Below are 20,721 nucleotides of genomic sequence, written 5' to 3'. Positions count from 1 at the left end.
TTCACTTTAGTGATGAACCAACATGCCGGTCAGCCAGTAAGCCTGGATCAGGGTGATCAGGCCGACGATGGTGGCGAAGAACAGGCTGTGCTTGACGGTGAAGCGGAACAGGTCGGATTCCTTGCCGACCAGGCCGGTAGCGGCGCAGGCCACGGCGATCGATTGCGGCGAGATCATCTTGCCGGTTACGCCGCCGCTGGTGTTGGCCGCCACCAGCAGGGTGTCGTTGACCCCGATCTGGTGCGCGGTGGTGGCCTGCAGCGAGCTGAACAGGGCGTTGGACGAGGTGTCAGAGCCGGTCAGGAACACGCCCAGCCAGCCGAGGAACGGCGAGAAGAACGGGAACGCGGCGCCGGTACCGGCCAGCACCAGGGCCATGGTCGAGGACATGCCCGAGTAGTTGGTGACGAAGGCGAAGGCCAACACCATGCCGATCGACAGAATCGGCCAGCGCAGTTCCCAGAAGGTTTCTTTGAAAGTGGTAAGACCAGTTTTGAAATTGATCTTCAGCACCGCCATCGAGATCAGCGCCGAGAGGAAGATCGCGGTGCCGGTGGCGGAGATCGGGTCGAGCTTGAACACCGCTGGCATGGCGGTTGGCGCGGCAACGATCGGTGCGGTCTTGATCACCAGTTGGTCGAGGTGCGGGATGGCGAAGTTGAACACGAAGTTGTACATCGCGCCGCCCGGAGCGAAAGCCGCCTTGAACGGCTTCAGGGTCCAGATGGTGACCAGCACGGTGAGGATCAGGAACGGCGACCAGGCCTTGAAGATCTCACCAAAGCTGTACGGGCTAGGCTGGCTGCCGCTTGGCTGCACAACGGCTGCGCCGACACTGCCTTTGGCCTCGCTGAACGCGCGCTTGGGCTGCCAGACTTTCAGGAACAGGGTAAGGCAGATCAGGCTGGCCAGTGCCGAGGTGATGTCTGGCAGTTCCGGGCCGATGAAGTTCGAGGTGAAGTACTGGGTGACGGCAAAGCTCAGGCCGGCAACCAGGGCGGCAGGCCAGGTTTCCTTCACGCCACGCAGGCCATCCATCATGAACACCAGCCAGAACGGCACGAACAGCGACAGCAGCGGCAGCTGGCGGCCGGTCATGGCGCCGATGTGGAAGGCGTCGATACCGGTAACCTGGCCGGCCACGATGATCGGGATGCCCAGGGCGCCGAAGGCCACTGGCGCGGTGTTGGCGATCAGGCACAGGCCGGCAGCGTACAGCGGGTTGAAGCCCAGGCCCACCAGCAGTGCGGCAGTGATGGCCACCGGTGCGCCAAAGCCTGCCGCACCTTCGAGGAAGGCGCCGAAGCAGAAGCCGATCAACAGTACTTGCAGGCGCTGGTCGTCGGTAATCGACAGCACCGAGCTGCGGATCACTTCGAACTGGCCGCTCTTGACCGTGAGTTTGTACAGGAACACCGCGGCAACGATGATCCAGGCAATTGGCCAGAGGCCATAGAGGAAGCCGTAACCCGCGGCGGCGAGGGCCATGTCGACAGGCATCTGGAAGGCGAAGATCGCCACCAGGATCGACAGCGCGAGGGTGATGCTGCCCGCTACGTGGCCCTTGAGGCGGAACACGGCGAGGGCCAGGAAGAAGAACACGATAGGGATGACCGCCGCCAGTGCGGACAGGCCGAGACTACCAAGCGGGGTATAGAGTTGTTGCCAGGTTTGCATATGGGGTGGCCCCTAATTGTTGTTGGTCAGGCACTGGCATTGGATAATTGGTAAGACCAATTTACAATGGCTGGACGCTAGGTTAAAAGCGCTGTCGTGGGTGTGTCAATTTGTCCTGTGCAAAACTTTGGTCGCGTACCGATGAGCGGGCATCTGATGTGGTGGGAAAATCGCGGCTTGATGGGTGTTTGCGTGGCCTGGATCGGCGAGAATAGGCACCCCCTGACATTTGCCCGGGGGTTTGTGGAGAGCATGTGATGGTTTTTGATCAGGTACGCCAACGGCGCCTGTCCGACGACATTGTCGATCGGCTGGAAGGGATGATTCTGGAAGGCACGCTGACCTCGGGGCAGCGGCTGCCGGCCGAGCGCGTCCTGGCCGAGCAGTTTGGTGTGTCCCGCCCGTCACTGCGTGAGGCGATCCAGAAGCTGGTGGCCAAGGGGCTGCTGGTCAGCCGTCAGGGCGGGGGCAATTTTGTGGCGGAGTCGTTGGGGTCCACCTTCAGCGACCCGTTGCTACAGTTGCTCGAGCACAGTGCCGAAGCGCAACGTGACCTGCTCGAGTTTCGCCATACCCTGGAGGCGTCCTGTGCCTACTACGCTGCCCAGCGTGCCACCGAGCCGGACCGGGCGCGCTTGAAGGCGGCCTTCGATACGCTGCAGGACTGCTATGCCAGGTTCGACGAGGTAACCCGTGCGGAGGAGGGCGCGGCTGATGCGCGCTTCCACCTGGCGATCGCCGAGGCCAGCCATAACGCGGTGTTGCTGCACACCATCCGGGGGTTGTTCGACCTGCTCAAGCGCAACGTGGTGACCAACATCGGCGGTATGTACCAGCAGCGCACCGAAACCCGGGACATGCTGATCAGTCAGCACCGGGAGCTGTACCTGGCGATTGTCGAGGGCAGGGCGGAGGATGCGCGGGAGGTGTCCAGCCGGCACATTTTGTATGTGCAGGAGGTGCTGGAAGAGGCGCACGAGGAAGCTCAGCGGGTGGCGCGGGCGGAGCGGCGCAGCGGGCGCTGAGACTTTTATGGGCAGTACCTGCCTCTTCGCGGGCAAGCCCGCTCCCACAGGATAAGCGCCGGGCTTGAGACTGGTGCCCTTCCTGTGGGGGCGGGCGTGCCCGCGAAGAGGCTGCTTCCACAGGATAGGCACCGGGCTTGAATCTGGTGCCCTTCCTGTGGGTGCGGGCGTGCCCGCGAAGAGGCCGCTCCCACAGGGTGGGCGCCGGGCTTGAGTCTGGTGCTCTTCCTGTGGGAGCGGGTTTACCCGCGAAGAGGCCGGAACAGGCTAGAGACCAATTAGTCTTCCTTGCCCTTGTTCCGCACAGCCCGCTGCAGCTCGCGGTTGGAATCGCGTTCGCGCATGGTGTCGCGCTTGTCGAATTCCTTCTTGCCCTTGCCCAGTGCGATTTCGCACTTGATCAGGTGCTTGCTCCAGTACAGCGCCAAAGCCACGCAGGTGTAGCCTTTTTGCGCCACAGCCGCTTCCACGCGCTCTAGCTCGCGCTTGTTCAGCAGCAGCTTGCGGGTGCGTGTAGGGTCGGCGATGACGTGGGTGCTGGCCGTGGTCAGCGGGGTGATGTGGCTGCCGAACAGCCAGGCCTCACCGTCCTTGAGCAGCACGTAGCTGTCAGTCAGGTGCGCCTTGCCGGCTCGCAGGCTTTTTACTTCCCAGCCGGACAGGACCAGCCCGGCCTCGAACTTATGTTCGATGAAGTAATCGTGTCGCGCTTTCTTGTTTTGCGCGATGGTCCCGGTCGGATGTTTTTTTTGCTTAGCCATAGGGGCGGCATTATAGGCAAGTCCGCGCGTCGTCCGCTATGGGATTTCGGTGTGCTTGAGCCACTGGAATGAATACCGGACAATACAAACCCTGTCATACGCACAGAACCTGTTTTCGGCACGCTGCGAAGCGTCGCCACCCAGCCTTGGAAGTGACGCCTGGATGACTACCCATATTCAACGCTCCGCCCTGCTGCCATACCCCGCCCAGGCGCTTTACGATCTGGTCAACGATGTGGCCAGCTACCCTGAGTTTTTGCCGTGGTGCTCGGCCTCGACGGTGATCGAAACCAGCGATACACACATGCGTGCCAAGCTCGAAGTGGCCAAGGGTGGCATGAGCCAGCACTTCGTTACGCGTAACGTGCTGGTGCCGGGGCAGTCCATCGAGATGAACCTCGAAGAAGGGCCATTCACCCAGCTGCATGGTGTTTGGGTGTTCAAGCCACTGGGTGAAAAGGCCTGCAAGATCAGCCTGGACCTGTCCTTCGATTACGCCGGGCCGATTGTGCGCGCCACGTTGGGCCCGCTATTCAATCAGGCGGCGAATACGCTGGTCGATGCGTTCTGCCAGCGTGCCAAGCAATTGAATGCCTGACGGATAAGGCGCAAACAAAAAGCCCGGACCAGGTCCGGGCTTTTTTGCATCTGCTGTTCCCGCTTAGCGGGTTTCCAGCGGTGCGGGGGTCGGGACCGGGGTGGTCTCGATGGTGTCGATCTCGCGCTGGATGGCCTCTTCGGTCGAACCTGGCTTGGCCGGTTTTTCTTCAGGCTGCGCTGCCGGCTGTTCGGTCTGGCCTGGCTCGGTGGCCGGGCTGACGGTGGTGTCGCTGCTGCCACCGAGGATTTCCTGATCGCGGCTGACGCCTGGCATGAAGTCGCCAGACAGGCTGACCAGTTGATCGCTTTCGTTGAAAAACACACTCATGCGTTCTTGCTGGCGCTTACCGCCACCAGGCTGCAGGCTGTACAGGTAATCCCAGCGATTGGTGTTGAAAGTGTCCTGAATCAGCGGGTTGCCCATGATAAACCTTACTTGCCGGCGGGTCATTCCCGGCCGTAATTGGTCTATCATGTCTTGCGTGACGACATTGCCCTGCTGGATGTCGATTTTGTAAACCCCGGGAAACGAGCAACCGGCGAGTGCGAGCAGTCCCACTAGGGTGAGGCTGGTTAGCAAGAGCTTGGTGTTTTGCATCGGTGGGCGACTTCCACTATCTTGGCTGGACAACGTAAACCCCGATCATACCCGTATTAAGAGAAGCTGCGAAGCAGCATCGGCGAGAAAGCTGACCATGGTTGAAAATAGCGAATTGCGCAAAGCCGGTCTCAAGGTGACCCTGCCTCGAGTCAAGATCCTTCAGATGCTCGACTCTACCGAGCAGCGTCACATGAGTGCAGAGGATGTCTACAAGGCGCTGATGGAGGCTGGCGAGGACGTAGGCCTGGCCACCGTCTATCGCGTGCTGACCCAGTTCGAGGCGGCGGGTCTGGTGGTTCGCCACAACTTCGACGGCGGTCATGCAGTGTTCGAACTGGCCGATGGCGGTCACCACGACCACATGGTGAACGTGGATACCAGTGAAGTCATCGAATTCATGGATGCCGAGATCGAGAAGCGCCAGCGCGAAATCGTGGCCGAGCATGGCTTCGAGCTGGTGGACCACAATCTGGTCCTGTACGTGCGTAAGAAGAAGTAACGATTTTTCGTTATGGATAGCAAAGGCGACCTTCGGGTCGCCTTTGTGCTTTCTGGGGCTAAAAGATTTGTTGTCCGTGCCCGCGAATCGTCCTGGAAAAGCAAGGCTCAGGCCTTGCCGCTCACCACCATCTTGCGTGCGTGGGCCAGGGACTCCTTGGTCAGGTCGATGCCGCCGAGCATCCGCGCCACTTCTTCCACGCGCTCACGCTTGCCAAGGCTAGCCACGGCGGTGTGGGTGGTGTCGCTGTTGCGCACCTTGTGCACGAACAAATGGTGATGCCCCTGCGCCGCCACCTGCGGCAGGTGGGTCACGGTCAGTACCTGGCCGCGCTCGCCCAGGCGCCGCAGCAATTGGCCGACGATTTCTGCCGTGGGCCCGCCAATACCCACGTCGACTTCGTCGAACACCAGGGTAGGAATGCGCGAGGTCTGCGCGGTAATGACCTGGATCGCCAGGCTGATACGCGACAGTTCGCCACCCGATGCCACCTTCGCCAGGCCCTTGAGGGGCTGGCCCGGGTTGGCACTGACCAGCAGTTCGATCTGCTCCAGGCCATGGGGTGACAGGTCTGTGCCTTCGTTGGGTGTCAGCTCTATGCAGAAGCGACCGCCAGGCATGCCCAGACGCTGGATTTCCTGCTCCACCGCGCCCGCCAGCTGCTGCGCCGCTTGCTGGCGCAGGCCGCTTAGCTCACGGGCTTTCTCTTTATAGTGCTGGGCAAAGGCGCCAAGCTCTTCGCCCAGCCGCTCGATCGACTCGTCGCTGGCATTAAGGCCTTCCAGCTCTTCCATCAATTGCTGTTGCAGGTGGGGCAGTTCGGTGGGGTGCACCCGGTGTTTGCGCGCCAGGGTATAGATGGTGTCCAGGCGCTCTTCCAGGGCTTGCAGGCGCATCGGGTCGGCGTCGAAGTTGTCGAGGAAGCGGTTGAGCTCGCCCACGGCTTCTTCAACCTGAATCTGCGCGCTGGCAATCAGGTTGGCCGCTTCGCTCAGCGCCTTGGGCGAGTTGGTGGCGGCACCCAGGCGGTTGAGGCTGGAGGTGAGGGCGCTGAGCACATTGCCCGAATCGCTCTCGCTGCATTGGTCGATAACCTGGCGGCAGATGCCGAACAGGGCTTCGGCGCTGGTCAGGTTCTTGTGCTCCTGTTCCAGCTGCTCCAGTTCGTGCTCGCCCAGGCCGAGGTTGTCCAGTTCTTCCAGTTGGTAACTGAGCAACTGGTGGCGGGCGCGCTGCTCGTCGCCCGAGTTGGACAGGCGCTCCAGCTCCAGGCGGGTCTGGTTCCAGCGCTTGGCTGCAAGCTGGACCTGGCGGGCCAGGTCGACGGCGCCGGCATATTCGTCAAGCAGGCGGCGGTGGGTGTCGGTCTTGAGCAGTGACTGGTGCTCGTGCTGGCTGTGGATATCGATCAGTAGCTCGCCCAGCGCCTTGAGATCGCCGAGCGGGCAGGGCGTGCCGTTGATGTAGCCGCGGCTGCGGCCTTCGGCGGTGATCACCCGGCGCAAGATGCACAGGCCTTCGTTGTCCAGGTCGCGCTCGGCCAGCCAGGTATGCGCTTCGGGAATGTCCACCAGGTCGAAGGTGGCCAGGATGTCCGCCTTGTCGGTGCCGGGGCGCACCACGCCGCTGTCGGCACGGTCGCCCAGGGCAAGGCCGAGGGCGTCGAGCATGATCGATTTGCCGGCACCGGTCTCGCCGGTGATGACGGACATGCCACGGGCGATTTCGAGGTCGAGGTGCTCGACGATGGCGTAGTTGTGAATGGACAGGTGCACCAGCATGGGGGCGGCTCCCGGAAGTCAGGTCTGTTTATTTATACAGTAGTTTTTTCAGGCCTGCCAATGCCCCTTCGCAGATTCTGTTGTAGCCTTGAAAACCACCTTGCCCCTTGAACCTGGTTTTTCCGGCCCCATATAGCCGACATCCAAGGCGAGCCTGGCTCGCAGTCCACAAAATTGCGCAGGAGAGACCCCATGGCTGATGAGCAGCTGAACGAGAAAGACCTTAACGTGGAAGAAACCGGTGCAGGCAATGCAGCTGATACCCGTGTTCTGGAGCTCGAGGAACAGCTGGCCGCAGCCAAGGACCAGGCGCTGCGCGCCGTTGCCGACCTGCAGAACGTACGCCGTCGTGCCGAGCAGGACGTGGAAAAAGCCCACAAGTTCGCCCTGGAGAAGTTCTCCAGCGACTTGCTGCCGGTGATCGACAGCCTGGAGCTGGCCCTGGCTCACTCCAGTGCCGACGATGAGCACGTCAAGCAGATCCGCGAGGGTGTCGAGCTGACCCTGAAGATGTTCCAGGACACGCTCAAGCGCTACAACCTTGAAGCGGTCGACCCGCACGGCCAGCCGTTCAACCCTGAGCACCACCAGGCCATGGCCATGCAGGAAAACGCCGAGGTCGAGCCAAACAGCGTGCTGAACGTGTTCCAGAAGGGTTACCTGCTGAACGGCCGCTTGCTGCGCCCCGCCATGGTGGTGGTCAGCAAGGCGCCGAGCGCGGCGCAACCCTCGATCAATGAAAAGGCTTGAAATCCTTCCGGGCATCCCCATCTAGGTGTCAAGCCTTCAAGTATTACCGCAGTTGGCCAAAGTAGTCGCTGCTACCAAATTCAAGTTTCGGGAGAGTTAACATGGGTAAAATCATCGGTATCGACCTGGGGACCACCAACTCGTGCGTCTCCATTCTGGAAAACGGTAACGTCAAAGTCATCGAAAACGCCGAAGGTGCGCGTACTACCCCTTCGATCGTGGCCTACGCCAACGATGGCGAAATCCTGGTTGGCCAGTCGGCCAAGCGCCAGGCCGTCACCAACCCGCACAACACCCTGTTCGCAGTGAAGCGCCTGATTGGCCGCCGCTTCGAAGAAGATGTCGTGCAGAAAGACATCAAGCTGGTGCCGTACAAGATCGTCAAGGCAAACAACGGTGACGCCTGGGTCGAGGCTGCTGGCAAGGAAATGGCTCCGCCGCAGATCAGCGCCGAAGTCCTGAAAAAAATGAAGAAGACCGCCGAAGACTACCTCGGCGAGCCAGTCACCGAAGCGGTCATCACCGTTCCGGCCTACTTCAACGACAGCCAGCGTCAGGCGACCAAAGACGCCGGCCGTATCGCTGGCCTGGACGTAAAACGCATCATCAACGAACCGACTGCCGCTGCACTGGCTTACGGCATGGACAAGGCCAAGGGCGACCACACCGTCATCGTTTATGACCTGGGTGGTGGTACCTTCGACGTTTCGGTCATCGAAATCGCCGAAGTCGACGGTGAGCACCAGTTCGAAGTACTGGCTACCAACGGCGACACCTTCCTGGGTGGCGAAGACTTCGACATGCGCCTGATCGACTACCTTGTCGACGAGTTCAAGAAAGAGTCGGGCATGGACCTGAAGAACGATCCTCTGGCCCTGCAGCGCCTGAAAGAAGCCGCAGAAAAAGCCAAGATCGAGCTGTCGTCCGCTCAGTCGACCGACGTCAACCTGCCGTACATCACTGCAGATGCCACCGGTCCTAAGCACCTGAACGTGAAGATCTCCCGCGCCAAGCTGGAGTCGCTGGTCGAAGACCTGGTCAAGCGTACCATCGAGCCTTGCCGCATCGCCCTGAAAGACGCCGGCATCGACGCCAGCAAGATCGACGACGTGATCCTGGTCGGCGGTCAGACCCGCATGCCGCTGGTGCAGAAAGAAGTGGCCGACTTCTTCGGTAAGGAAGCGCGCAAGGACGTGAACCCGGACGAAGCGGTTGCCATGGGCGCTGCCATCCAGGGTGCGGTACTGGCCGGTGACGTGAAAGACGTACTGCTGCTGGACGTCAGCCCGCTGACCCTGGGTATCGAAACCATGGGCGGCGTGATGACCGCGCTGATCGAGAAGAACACCACCATCCCGACCAAGAAGTCGCAGGTGTTCTCGACTGCCGACGACAACCAGGGCGCCGTGACCATTCACGTGCTGCAGGGTGAGCGTAAGCAGGCTGCGCAGAACAAGTCGCTGGGCAAGTTCGACCTGGCTGACATTCCGCCAGCACCACGTGGCGTGCCGCAAATCGAAGTGACCTTCGACATCGACGCCAACGGCATCCTGCACGTAGGCGCGAAAGACAAGGCTACCGGCAAGACTCAGTCGATCGTGATCAAGGCCAACTCCGGCCTGTCGGACGAAGAGATCGAGCGCATGGTGCGTGACGCCGAGGCCAACGCCGAGGAAGACCGCAAGTTCGAAGAGCTGGCTGCTGCCCGTAACCAGGGTGACGCGCTGGTGCACTCGACCCGCAAGATGGTCGCTGACGCAGGTGACAAGGTTACCGCTGAAGAGAAAACCGCCATCGAGGCCGCCGTTGTTGCCCTGGAAGCCGCTGTCAAAGGCGACGACAAGGCTGCCATCGACGCCAAGGTAGAAGAGCTGTCCAAGGTCTCTGCCCCGGTTGCCCAGAAGATGTACGCCGAGCAGTCGGCTGAACAGCCTCAGGGTGGCGCGCAGCAGGCCGAGCCGGAAGCCAAGCACGATGACGTGGTTGACGCCGAGTTCGAAGAAGTGAAAGACAGCAACAAGCAGTAATCCCTGCATGTTGTCGGCCAGTTCACCGTCGTTTGTCGGTGAGCTGGTAGGATGTCGCCGCGCGGGGGCTTGCTCCCGCGTTGGCGTATCTGGAATTCGAGAATTTTTACAGCATCTGTCAGCGGCTCTTATGGGGAGCGGGCGGGTGCTGATGGCGTGGCGCAGATGCCAGACGCCCAACAAGGTGCAAATGACCTATGTCCAAGCGTGATTATTATGAGGTCCTGGGTGTCGAGCGCGGCGCCACTGAATCGGACCTCAAGAAGGCTTACCGCCGTTTGGCGATGAAGTATCACCCGGACCGCAACCCGGGCGATAAAGAATCGGAAGACAAGTTCAAGGAGGCCAACGAGGCCTACGAAGTGCTGTCGGACGCGAGCAAGCGTGCGGCCTTCGACCAGTATGGCCATGCGGGTGTCGACCCAAGCATGGGTGGCGGTGGTGCTGGCTTTGGTGGTGCCAACTTCTCCGACATCTTCGGTGATGTGTTCAGCGACTTCTTCGGTGGCGGCGGCCGCGGCGGTGGTCGAGGCGGTGCCCAGCGCGGCAGCGACCTGCGCTACACCCTGGAGCTGAACCTGGAAGAAGCGGTGCGTGGCACTACGGTCAGCATCCGCGTGCCTACCCTGGTCAACTGCCAGCCTTGCGACGGTTCCGGTGCCAAGAAGGGTTCGACCCCGTCGACCTGCCCGACTTGCGGTGGCATCGGTCAGGTACGCATGCAGCAAGGCTTCTTCTCGGTGCAGCAGACCTGCCCGCGCTGCCATGGCCAAGGCAAGATCATTACCGACCCGTGCAATTCGTGTCACGGTGAGGGGCGTGTCGAGGAGTACAAGACGCTGTCGGTCAAGGTGCCAGCAGGTGTCGATACTGGCGACCGCATCCGTCTGTCGGGTGAGGGCGAGGCGGGTACTCATGGTGGCCCGACTGGCGACCTGTACGTGGTGATCAGCGTGCGTGAGCACGAAATCTTCCAGCGTGATGGCAAGCACCTGTACTGTGAAGTGCCGATCAGCTACACCGATGCTGCCCTGGGCGGCGAACTGGAAGTGCCGACCCTGGATGGTCGCGTGAAGCTGAGGATTCCGGAAGGCACCCAGACCGGTAAGCAGTTCCGTCTGCGTGGCAAGGGTGTTGCCCCGGTGCGTGGCGGTGGTGCGGGTGACCTGCTGTGCCGTGTGGCCGTAGAAACCCCGGTCAACCTCAGCCGTCGCCAGCGCGAGCTGCTCGAAGAGCTGCGTGATTCGCTGGAAGGCGACAGTTCCCACTCGCCCAAGGCCAGCGGCTGGTTCGATGGTGTGAAGCGCTTCTTCGGCGATCTCTGACAAGGAACAGGTTATGCGACGTATTGCAGTGATGGGCGCGGCGGGGCGGATGGGCAAAACACTCATCGAAGCTGTGCAACAAACCCCGGGCGCGGGGCTGACCGCGGCGATCGATCGCCCTGACAGCTCGTTGGTCGGGGCTGATGCCGGAGAGCTGGCGGCACTTGGCCGAATTGGCGTGCTGTTGTCCGACGACCTGGCCAAGGTTGCCGACGAGTTCGATGTGCTGATCGATTTCACTCACCCCTCGGTGACCCTGAAAAACCTGGCGTTCTGCCGCAAGCACGGCAAGGCGATGATCATCGGCACGACCGGTTTTACAGTCGAAGAGAAGCAGCTGTTGGCTGAGGCTGGCAAGGACATTCCAATCGTGTTCGCTGCCAACTTCAGCGTGGGTGTCAACCTTAGCCTGAAGCTGCTGGATATGGCTGCGCGGGTGCTGGGTGATGATGTCGATATCGAAATCATCGAGGCGCACCATCGGCACAAGGTCGATGCCCCGTCGGGCACTGCACTGCGCATGGGTGAAGTGGTTGCCAATGCGCTGGGTCGTGATCTGCAGGAAGTGGCCGTGTATGGCCGTGAAGGGCAGACCGGCGCGCGGGATCGCAAAACCATCGGTTTCGCTACCGTGCGTGCCGGCGATGTGGTGGGCGATCACACCGTACTGTTCGCTGCCGAAGGCGAGCGCCTGGAAATCACCCACAAGGCCTCCAGCCGCATGACCTTCGCCAAGGGTGCCGTGCGTGCGGCGCTGTGGCTGGATGGGCGCGAGCCGGGGCTGTACGACATGCAGGATGTGCTCGAGCTGCGTTAAGCCGTTCTGGCGGTGCTGGCTGCTTCGCGGGCTTGCCCGCTCCCACAGGTATTGCGCGGGTCTTGTGGCTTGTGGTGGGCCTGTGGGAGCGGGCGAGCCCGCGAAGAAGCCAACACAGATGTCAGTCTGTCGCATTGATGTGTTTTAGAGGCACATCCGCGGTAGACCGAAAACACACTTTTCTGTAAGCTACAGCTTTAGTGTGTCCACTAAAAGCGCGCAGCGAATTGAATTCAGCACATGAAAGCGGGGTGACGTGTCCATACGTCACTCCGCTTTTTTGCAACCTGCGATCGCCCTTTCATGCTTGATTTACGGGAGGTCTTCTTGACAAAGCCAGCCATACTCGCCCTTGCCGACGGCAGTATTTTCCGCGGTGAAGCCATCGGTGCCGACGGTCAGACCGTTGGTGAGGTGGTATTCAACACCGCTATGACCGGCTACCAGGAAATCCTTACAGACCCTTCCTACGCGCAGCAAATCGTTACCCTGACCTACCCGCACATCGGCAACACCGGCACTACCCCGGAAGACGCCGAGTCGAACCGCGTCTGGTCCGCTGGCCTGGTCATCCGTGACCTGCCGCTGCTGGCCAGCAACTGGCGCAACACCCAGTCGCTGCCTGAGTACCTCAAGGCCAACAACGTCGTCGCCATCGCCGGCATCGACACTCGTCGCCTGACCCGTATCCTGCGTGAAAAGGGCGCCCAGAACGGCTGCATTCTGGCGGGTGACAACATCAGCGAAGAAGCCGCCATCGCTGCTGCCCGCGGCTTCCCGGGCTTGAAGGGCATGGACCTGGCCAAGGTCGTCTCCACCAAGGAGCGTTACGAGTGGCGCTCCAGTGTGTGGGAGCTGAAAACCGACAGCCACCCGACCATCGACGCTGCCGACCTGCCGTACCACGTGGTTGCCTTCGACTACGGCGTCAAGCTGAATATCCTGCGCATGCTGGTAGCCCGTGGCTGCCGCGTGACCGTGGTGCCAGCCCAGACCCCGGCCAGCGAAGTGCTGGCACTCAACCCGGACGGCGTGTTCCTGTCCAACGGCCCTGGTGACCCCGAGCCGTGCGACTACGCGATCCAGGCGATCAAGGAAATCCTCGAAACCGAGATTCCGGTATTCGGCATCTGCCTCGGCCACCAGCTGCTGGCCCTGGCTTCCGGCGCCAAGACCGTGAAAATGGGCCACGGCCACCACGGTGCCAACCACCCGGTCCAGGACCTGGATACCGGCGTGGTCATGATCACCAGCCAGAACCACGGTTTTGCCGTTGACGAAGCGACCCTGCCGGGTAACGTTCGCGCCATTCACAAGTCGCTGTTCGACGGCACCCTGCAGGGTATCGAGCGTACCGACAAGAGCGCGTTCAGCTTCCAGGGCCACCCTGAAGCGAGCCCAGGCCCGACCGACGTCGCGCCTCTGTTCGATCGTTTCACCGATGCCATGGCCAAGCGCCGCTGAGCATCCTGCTTCAAGGCCCCGGGCCGGCATCTGCCGCGCCCGGAAGCGCCTGACCCAGATTGTTCAAAGCGGCTTGCCGACTGACCCCGGATTTGAGTGACCACCATGCCAAAACGTACAGACATCAAAAGCATCCTGATTCTCGGCGCTGGCCCGATCGTGATCGGCCAGGCCTGCGAATTCGACTACTCCGGCGCCCAGGCCTGTAAAGCCCTGCGCGAGGAAGGTTTCCGCGTCATCCTGGTGAACTCCAACCCAGCCACCATCATGACCGACCCGGCCATGGCCGACGCCACCTACATCGAGCCGATCAAGTGGCAGTCGGTGGCCAAGATCATCGAAAAAGAGCGCCCGGACGCCGTTTTGCCGACCATGGGTGGCCAGACCGCACTGAACTGCGCCCTGGACCTGGAGCGCCACGGCGTTCTGGAGAAGTTCGGCGTAGAGATGATCGGTGCCAACGCCGACACCATCGACAAGGCTGAAGACCGCTCGCGCTTCGACAAGGCGATGAAGGACATCGGCCTGGAATGCCCGCGCTCCGGTATCGCCCACAGCATGGAAGAGGCCAATGCGGTCCTCGAGAAGCTTGGCTTCCCATGCATCATTCGCCCGTCGTTCACCATGGGCGGCACCGGCGGCGGTATCGCGTACAACCGTGAAGAGTTCGAAGAAATCTGCACCCGCGGTCTGGACCTGTCGCCGACCAAAGAGCTGCTGATCGACGAGTCGCTGATCGGCTGGAAAGAGTACGAGATGGAAGTGGTCCGCGACAAAAAGGACAACTGCATCATCGTCTGCTCGATCGAGAACTTCGACCCGATGGGTGTGCACACCGGTGACTCGATCACTGTTGCCCCGGCACAGACCCTGACCGACAAGGAATACCAGATCATGCGCAACGCCTCGCTGGCGGTGCTGCGTGAAATCGGTGTGGAAACCGGCGGTTCCAACGTCCAGTTCGGCATTTGCCCGAACACCGGCCGCATGGTCGTCATCGAGATGAACCCGCGCGTATCGCGTTCGTCCGCCCTGGCCTCCAAGGCCACCGGCTTCCCGATCGCCAAGATCGCCGCCAAGCTGGCCATTGGTTACACCCTCGACGAGCTGCAGAACGATATCACTGGCGGTCGCACCCCGGCGTCCTTCGAGCCGTCGATCGACTATGTCGTCACCAAGCTGCCACGCTTCGCCTTCGAGAAATTCCCGAAAGCCGACGCCCGCCTGACCACCCAGATGAAATCTGTGGGTGAAGTCATGGCCATCGGCCGTACTTTCCAGGAATCCCTGCAGAAAGCCCTGCGCGGTCTGGAAGTCGGCGCCTGCGGCCTCGACCCGAAAGTCGACCTGGCCAGCCCGGAAGCCGCCAGCATCCTCAAGCGCGAACTGACCGTGCCGGGTGCCGAGCGTATCTGGTACGTGGCTGACGCCATGCGTTCGGGCATGACCTGCGAAGAAATCTTCAATCTGACCGGCATCGACATGTGGTTCCTGGTGCAGATGGAAGACCTGATCAAGGAAGAGGAGAAGGTCAAGACCCTGGCTTTGTCGTCGATCGACAAGGACTACATGCTGCGCCTCAAGCGCAAGGGCTTCTCGGACCAGCGTCTGGCAGTACTGCTGGGTATCACCGACAAGAACCTGCGTCGCCACCGCCACAAGCTGGAAGTGTTCCCGGTGTACAAGCGCGTCGACACCTGCGCCGCCGAGTTCGCCACCGACACCGCCTACCTGTACTCCACCTACGAGGAAGAGTGCGAGGCCAACCCGTCGACCCGCGACAAGATCATGATCCTGGGTGGCGGCCCTAACCGTATCGGCCAGGGTATCGAGTTCGACTACTGCTGTGTACACGCAGCCCTGGCGCTGCGTGAAGACGGTTACGAGACCATCATGGTCAACTGCAACCCGGAAACCGTCTCCACCGACTACGACACTTCCGACCGCCTGTACTTCGAGCCGCTGACCCTGGAAGACGTGCTGGAAGTCTGCCGCGTCGAGAAGCCGAAGGGCGTGATCGTTCACTACGGCGGCCAGACCCCGCTGAAGCTGGCCCGCGCTCTGGAAGAAGCTGGCGTGCCGATCATCGGTACCAGCCCTGACGCCATCGACCGCGCCGAAGACCGTGAGCGCTTCCAGCAGATGGTTCAGCGCCTGAGCCTGCTGCAGCCGCCAAACGCTACCGTGCGCAGCGAAGAAGAAGCCATCCGTGCTGCGGGCAGCATCGGCTATCCGCTGGTCGTGCGTCCGTCCTACGTACTGGGCGGCCGTGCCATGGAGATCGTCTACGAACTGGACGAGCTCAAGCGCTACCTGCGTGAAGCAGTACAAGTGTCGAACGACAGCCCGGTACTGCTCGACCACTTCCTCAACTGCGCCATCGAGATGGACGTGGATGCGGTGTGCGACGGCACCGACGTGGTCATCGGCGCAATCATGCAGCACATCGAACAGGCCGGTGTTCACTCCGGTGACTCGGCGTGCTCGCTGCCACCTTACTCGCTGAGCAAGGAAGTGCAGGACGAAGTCCGCGTTCAGGTCAAGAAAATGGCCCTGGAGCTGGGCGTGGTCGGCCTGATGAACGTGCAGCTGGCCCTGCAGGGCGACAAGATCTACGTGATCGAAGTCAACCCGCGTGCCTCGCGTACCGTACCGTTCGTGTCCAAGTGCATCGGCACGTCCCTGGCGATGATCGCAGCCCGTGTCATGGCGGGTAAAACCTTGAAAGAGCTGGGCTTCACCCAGGAAATCATCCCGAACTTCTACAGCGTCAAGGAAGCCGTCTTCCCGTTCGCCAAGTTCCCAGGGGTTGACCCGATCCTCGGCCCTGAGATGAAATCGACCGGTGAAGTGATGGGTGTCGGTGACAGCTTCGGTGAAGCCTTCGCCAAGGCCCAGATGGGTGCAAGCGAAGTGCTGCCGACCGGTGGTACTGCGTTCATCAGCGTGCGTGACGACGACAAGCCACAAGTGGCTGGCGTTGCCCGCGACCTGATCGCCCTGGGCTTCGAAGTGGTTGCCACTGCCGGGACCGCCAAGGTTATCGAGGCGGCTGGCCTGAAAGTGCGCCGTGTGAACAAAGTGACCGAAGGTCGCCCACACGTGGTCGACATGATCAAGAACGACGAAGTGTCGCTGATCATCAATACCACCGAAGGTCGCCAGTCGATCGCCGACTCCTACTCGATTCGTCGCAATGCGTTGCAGCACAAGATCTACTGCACCACTACCATTGCGGCTGGTGAAGCCATCTGCGAAGCGCTGAAATTCGGTCCGGAAAAGACCGTTCGTCGCTTGCAAGATCTGCATGCAGGACTGAAAGCATGAGCATTACCAAATACCCGATGACCGTCCAGGGCGCTCGCGCCCTGGAAGAGGAACACCTGTTTCTGAGCAAGACCGAGCGCCCGCGCCTGAGTCAGGCCATTGGTGAGGCACGTGAGCTGGGTGACCTCAAGGAAAACGCTGAATATCATGCAGCCCGTGAGGAGCAGGGCATGGTCGAAGCGCGTATCCGAGATATCGAAGGCCGTCTGCAGAACTCGGTGGTCATCGATGTGACCACTATCCCTCACACCGGCAAGGTGATTTTCGGTACCACTGTGGTACTGGCCAACACCGAAACCGATGAAGAGGTGTCCTACCAGATCGTTGGCGAGGATGAAGCCGACGTGAAGCAGGGCAAGCTGTCGAGCGGCGCACCCATTGCCCGTGCCATCATCGGCAAGGAAGAAGGTGATACTGTCGTCGTCAAGACGCCTAGCGGCACGGTCGAGTACGAGATTGTCGAAGTCAAGCACATCTGACCGGCGCCTGCGGGCGCCATCCCTTGAGGGGATCCTCTGGCAGCTGGCCCAGGTTTTCTGGGTCGGTGGCCTGTGGGTGTTCCATGTGGGGCTGGTGCCTGCGCTCAAGGTCAGTGGCCTGGCGCCGCTGCTGGTGCAGGATGTTGCCGGGCAGATCGACCGCTGGTTGATCGGCGTGGCGATGCTTGGCTTGTTGACTCAGCTGGCGGTGCTGGCGAGGGTGGACGGCCTGGCTGCCTGGTGGCGGCAGTTCCGCGGCCAGATGCTGTTGCTCGGCTTCGGTGCCTGCGTGGGGTATTACACCTTGCGCTACGGTATTTCCGTGGGTGAGCGCTGGCAGATGTTCTGCTTCCTGGTGCTGGGTTTTTCCGGCATCGTGCTGGTGGCCCAGCCGGTACCGGTCAGGGCGCGTTCACCGCGCCACTGATCGGAGCTACCGTTACTTGTAACGGTGGATGTTGGACAGCTGCTTGTTCGGCTGTGGGTTCTTGCGGTAGATCAGGGCTTTCTTGCCGATGGTCTGCACCAGCTCGGCGCGGCCGGCCTTGCACAGCTCGGCGATGGTTTCGGCGCGTTCCTCGCGGTCTTCCGAGCGAATCTCGACCTTGATCAGCTCATGGTCGACCAGCGCGCGCTCCAGTTCGGCGATGACGCCTTCATTCAAACCGTTGCCAGCAACGATCAGGACCGGCTTCAGGTCATGACCAATGGACTTGTATTGCTTCTTCTGCTCGTTATTGAGCGGCATAATCTGACCCTTTCCGTCTGATTCTGTAAAATTGACCGGCATTTTACCCGAGGGCCACCGGCTCCGCCCAGTCAATCACGACGCATATCATCGAGGTGCCCCGTGGTACAACGTTCCAAAAGCAGCGCAAACTGGCTGCGAGAGCATTTCAACGACCCTTTTGTGAAGCAGGCGCAGAAGGATGGCTATCGCTCGCGTGCGAGCTACAAACTGCTGGAGATCCAGGAGAAGGACCGCCTTATCCGCCCAGGCATGAGCGTGATCGATCTCGGCGCGGCCCCTGGTGGCTGGTCCCAGGTGACCAGTCGTCTGATTGGTGGCCAAGGTCGGCTGATCGCTTCGGACATTCTGGAAATGGACGCGATCGCCGACGTGACCTTCATTCAGGGGGACTTCACCCAGGACGAAGTGCTGCAGCGCATTCTCGAAGCGGTCGGCGATTCGCATGTAGACCTTGTGATTTCCGACATGGCCCCCAATATGAGTGGTACGCCCGCGGTAGACATTCCGCGTGCCATGTTCCTCTGCGAGTTGGCCCTCGATCTGGCGACCCGTGTACTCAAGCCCGGGGGCGACTTCCTGATCAAGATTTTCCAGGGCGAAGGTTTTGACGTGTACCTGAAGGACGTGCGCAGCAAGTTCGACAAGGTGCAAATGCGCAAGCCGTCGTCGTCGCGGGACCGTTCCCGGGAGCAATACCTGTTGGGCAGGGGCTTCAAAGGGTAATGAAAGGTGTGAAGCGGGGTGGTCGATAGTTAATTCCAATCGGCCGCTGCGTCAGGATCGTCCGAACTTCGTGTAGTCTAGCTTTCACAAAGGGTTACAGACGGTGCCTGCGGCTGCGTAGGTAATGTAGTAAGTTAGGGCGATGAATATCATGCGAGGCACGGCTGCGTCGTGCGCCGGCCTCAGAGGGTAGCTAATTGAACGACATGGCAAAGAATCTGATCCTGTGGTTGATCATCGCAGCTGTCCTGGTGACAGTGATGAACAACTTCTCCAGCCCTAACGAGCCGCAGACCCTCAACTACTCCGACTTCATCCAGCAGGTCAAGGATGGCAAGGTCGAGCGTGTGACCGTCGATGGCTACATCATTACTGGCAAGCGCACCGATGGCGACAACTTCAAGACTGTGCGCCCGGCCATCACCGACAATGGCCTGATCGGCGATCTGGTCGACAACCACGTGGTCGTCGAAGGCAAGCAGCCTGAGCAACAGAGCATCTGGACGCAGTTGCTGGTGGCGAGCTTCCCGATCCTGGTGATCATTGCCGTGTTCATGTTCTTCATGCGCCAGATGCAAGGTGGTGCGGGCGGCAAGGGCGGGCCGATGAGCTTCGGCAAGAGCAAGGCGCGCCTGCTGTCCGAAGACCAGGTCAAGACCACCCTGGCTGACGTTGCCGGCTGCGACGAGGCCAAGGAAGAGGTTGGCGAGCTGGTCGAGTTTCTGCGCGATCCGGGCAAATTCCAGCGTCTGGGTGGCCGTATCCCGCGCGGTGTGCTGATGGTTGGCCCGCCCGGTACCGGTAAGACCCTGCTGGCCAAGGCCATTGCGGGCGAAGCGAAAGTGCCGTTCTTCACCATTTCCGGTTCGGACTTCGTGGAAATGTTCGTGGGTGTCGGTGCCAGCCGTGTCCGCGACATGTTCGAGCAGGCCAAGAAGCATGCCCCGTGCATCATCTTCATCGACGAAATCGACGCCGTTGGTCGCCATCGTGGCGCCGGCATGGGCGGCGGTCACGACGAGCGTGAACAAACCCTCAACCAGTTGCTGGTGGAGATGGACGGCTTCGAGATGAACGATGGCATCATCGTCATCGCCGCTACCAACCGTCCGGATGTGCTCGACCCGGCGCTGCTGCGCCCGGGCCGCTTCGACCGCCAGGTGGTGGTTGGCCTGCCGGACATCCGTGGCCGCGAGCAGATCCTCAAGGTGCACATGCGCAAGGTGCCGATCGGCGAGAACGTCAACCCGGCGGTCATCGCACGTGGTACCCCAGGCTTCTCCGGCGCCGACCTGGCCAACCTCGTCAACGAGGCTTCGCTGTTTGCCGCGCGTTCCAACAAGCGCCTGGTCGAAATGAAGGAGTTCGAGCTGGCCAAGGACAAGATCATGATGGGCGCCGAGCGCAAGACCATGGTCATGTCCGAAAAGGAAAAGAGAAACACCGCCTATCACGAGGCCGGCCACGCCATTGTCGGTCGCCTGGTGCCTGAGCACGACCCGGTCTACAAGGTTTCGATCATCCCGCGTGGTCGTGCCTTGGGTGTGACCATGTTCCTCCCGGAAGAAGACCGCTACAGCCTGTCCAAGCGTGCGCTGATCAGCCAGATCTGCTCGCTGTATGGCGGCCGTATCGCCGAGGAGATGACCTTGGGCTTCGATGGCGTGACCACCGGCGCGTCCAACGACATCATGCGTGCCAGCCAGCTCGCTCGTAACATGGTGACCAAATGGGGCCTGTCCGAGAAGCTCGGCCCGCTGATGTATGCAGAGGAAGAGGGCGAGGTGTTCCTCGGCCGTAGTGCTGGCAGCCAGCATGCCAGTGTGTCCGGCGAGACTGCCAAACTGATCGACTCCGAGGTGCGCAGCATCATCGATCAGTGCTATGCCACTGCCAAGCAGTTGCTGATCGACAACCGCGACAAGCTCGAGGCAATGACCGAAGCGCTGATGAAGTATGAAACCATCGATGCCGATCAGATTGACGACATCATGGCTGGGCGCACACCACGTGAACCGCGTGATTGGGACGACGACAAGCACTCGGGCACGCCTGCTGCCCAGGATGATCGTCCGGAATCGCCAATCGGCGGCCCAGCGGCAGAACACTAAGGG

Annotated in this window: 18 protein-coding genes; 13 read left to right on the top strand and 5 right to left on the bottom strand. The window is 61.1% G+C overall.

Annotated elements, in window-relative coordinates; all coding sequences use genetic code 11:
- Nucleotides 1-6: 6 nt before the first annotated feature.
- A complete protein-coding gene (locus ACF8EA_RS11425) occupies nt 7-1,677 on the bottom strand; it encodes a lactate permease LctP family transporter (protein ID WP_053870479.1) in 1,671 nt (556 codons plus the stop codon).
- A gap of 257 nt (nt 1,678-1,934) precedes the next feature.
- On the opposite strand from ACF8EA_RS11425, the gene ACF8EA_RS11420 reads away from it, so the two are divergent.
- The gene (locus tag ACF8EA_RS11420) at nt 1,935-2,702 is read left to right on the top strand and encodes an FCD domain-containing protein (protein ID WP_021784338.1); all 768 of its coding nucleotides are present in this window, start codon (nt 1,935-1,937) and stop codon (nt 2,700-2,702) included.
- 278 nt (nt 2,703-2,980) lie between these two features.
- Here the strand turns inward: ACF8EA_RS11420 and smpB are convergent, their stop codons facing one another.
- Nucleotides 2,981-3,463, bottom strand: coding sequence for an SsrA-binding protein SmpB (gene smpB / locus ACF8EA_RS11415; RefSeq protein ID WP_014592415.1), 483 nt, complete (start codon nt 3,461-3,463; stop codon nt 2,981-2,983).
- Nucleotides 3,464-3,626: 163 nt separating this feature from the next.
- On the opposite strand from smpB, the gene ACF8EA_RS11410 reads away from it, so the two are divergent.
- The gene (locus ACF8EA_RS11410) at nt 3,627-4,061 is read left to right on the top strand and encodes a type II toxin-antitoxin system RatA family toxin (RefSeq protein ID WP_003249916.1); all 435 of its coding nucleotides are present in this window, start codon (nt 3,627-3,629) and stop codon (nt 4,059-4,061) included.
- 63 nt (nt 4,062-4,124) lie between these two features.
- Here ACF8EA_RS11410 and ACF8EA_RS11405 read toward each other — a convergent pair whose 3' ends face one another.
- Nucleotides 4,125-4,661: an outer membrane protein assembly factor BamE gene (locus ACF8EA_RS11405; protein WP_028697610.1), complete on the bottom strand. Its 537-nt coding sequence runs from the start codon at nt 4,659-4,661 to the stop codon at nt 4,125-4,127.
- Nucleotides 4,662-4,758: 97 nt separating this feature from the next.
- Between ACF8EA_RS11405 and fur the strand changes: the two genes are divergently transcribed.
- Nucleotides 4,759-5,163: a ferric iron uptake transcriptional regulator gene (fur, locus tag ACF8EA_RS11400; RefSeq protein WP_003249922.1), complete on the top strand. Its 405-nt coding sequence runs from the start codon at nt 4,759-4,761 to the stop codon at nt 5,161-5,163.
- Between the two features lie 107 nt (nt 5,164-5,270).
- Here fur and recN read toward each other — a convergent pair whose 3' ends face one another.
- The gene (gene recN, locus ACF8EA_RS11395; protein ID WP_021784336.1) at nt 5,271-6,944 is read right to left on the bottom strand and encodes a DNA repair protein RecN; all 1,674 of its coding nucleotides are present in this window, start codon (nt 6,942-6,944) and stop codon (nt 5,271-5,273) included.
- Nucleotides 6,945-7,136: 192 nt separating this feature from the next.
- On the opposite strand from recN, the gene grpE reads away from it, so the two are divergent.
- The 8 genes from grpE to ACF8EA_RS11355 all read left to right on the top strand — a co-directional run bounded on the left by grpE (nt 7,137) and on the right by ACF8EA_RS11355 (nt 17,560).
- On the top strand, nt 7,137-7,694 hold the full coding sequence (gene grpE / locus ACF8EA_RS11390; protein WP_010955367.1) for a nucleotide exchange factor GrpE: 558 nt from the start codon (nt 7,137-7,139) through the stop codon (nt 7,692-7,694).
- Between the two features lie 101 nt (nt 7,695-7,795).
- Nucleotides 7,796-9,721, top strand: a complete 1,926-nt coding sequence (dnaK, locus tag ACF8EA_RS11385; protein WP_392522055.1) for a molecular chaperone DnaK — start codon at nt 7,796-7,798, stop codon at nt 9,719-9,721.
- 197 nt (nt 9,722-9,918) lie between these two features.
- Nucleotides 9,919-11,046, top strand: a complete 1,128-nt coding sequence (dnaJ, locus tag ACF8EA_RS11380) for a molecular chaperone DnaJ (RefSeq protein WP_021784335.1) — start codon at nt 9,919-9,921, stop codon at nt 11,044-11,046.
- Nucleotides 11,047-11,059: 13 nt separating this feature from the next.
- Nucleotides 11,060-11,863: a 4-hydroxy-tetrahydrodipicolinate reductase gene (dapB, locus tag ACF8EA_RS11375; protein ID WP_003249933.1), complete on the top strand. Its 804-nt coding sequence runs from the start codon at nt 11,060-11,062 to the stop codon at nt 11,861-11,863.
- A 327-nt stretch (nt 11,864-12,190) separates the two neighbouring features.
- Nucleotides 12,191-13,327: a glutamine-hydrolyzing carbamoyl-phosphate synthase small subunit gene (gene carA / locus ACF8EA_RS11370; RefSeq protein WP_003249935.1), complete on the top strand. Its 1,137-nt coding sequence runs from the start codon at nt 12,191-12,193 to the stop codon at nt 13,325-13,327.
- A gap of 105 nt (nt 13,328-13,432) precedes the next feature.
- Nucleotides 13,433-16,654 carry a carbamoyl-phosphate synthase large subunit gene (gene carB, locus ACF8EA_RS11365; protein WP_028697606.1) on the top strand — a complete coding sequence of 1,074 codons (3,222 nt, stop codon included), beginning with the start codon at nt 13,433-13,435 and terminating at the stop codon, nt 16,652-16,654.
- Nucleotides 16,651-17,133, top strand: coding sequence for a transcription elongation factor GreA (gene greA / locus ACF8EA_RS11360; RefSeq protein WP_013974292.1), 483 nt, complete (start codon nt 16,651-16,653; stop codon nt 17,131-17,133). Before carB ends, greA begins: the two co-directional genes overlap by 4 nt.
- Nucleotides 17,111-17,560, top strand: a complete 450-nt coding sequence (locus ACF8EA_RS11355; protein WP_028697604.1) for a hypothetical protein — start codon at nt 17,111-17,113, stop codon at nt 17,558-17,560. The genes greA and ACF8EA_RS11355 overlap by 23 nt, the downstream gene beginning before the upstream one ends.
- Before the next feature lie 12 nt (nt 17,561-17,572).
- Here the strand turns inward: ACF8EA_RS11355 and yhbY are convergent, their stop codons facing one another.
- Complete coding sequence (gene yhbY / locus ACF8EA_RS11350; RefSeq protein ID WP_003249945.1) at nt 17,573-17,881, bottom strand: ribosome assembly RNA-binding protein YhbY; 309 nt, start codon at nt 17,879-17,881, stop codon at nt 17,573-17,575.
- Nucleotides 17,882-17,983: 102 nt separating this feature from the next.
- Between yhbY and rlmE the strand changes: the two genes are divergently transcribed.
- The gene (gene rlmE, locus ACF8EA_RS11345; protein ID WP_021784331.1) at nt 17,984-18,607 is read left to right on the top strand and encodes a 23S rRNA (uridine(2552)-2'-O)-methyltransferase RlmE; all 624 of its coding nucleotides are present in this window, start codon (nt 17,984-17,986) and stop codon (nt 18,605-18,607) included.
- A 206-nt stretch (nt 18,608-18,813) separates the two neighbouring features.
- Nucleotides 18,814-20,718 (top strand): ATP-dependent zinc metalloprotease FtsH, encoded by a 1,905-nt coding sequence (gene ftsH, locus ACF8EA_RS11340; protein ID WP_021784330.1) that lies wholly within the window; start codon nt 18,814-18,816, stop codon nt 20,716-20,718.
- The last annotated feature ends 3 nt before the right edge of the window (nt 20,719-20,721 follow it).

The organism is Pseudomonas sp. YQ_5, assembly GCF_043103305.1.
Lineage (GTDB): Bacteria > Pseudomonadota > Gammaproteobacteria > Pseudomonadales > Pseudomonadaceae > Aquipseudomonas > Aquipseudomonas putida_Y.
The sequence above is the reverse complement of the archived record's forward strand: the minus strand, read 5'-3'. Positions and strand labels throughout refer to the sequence as shown.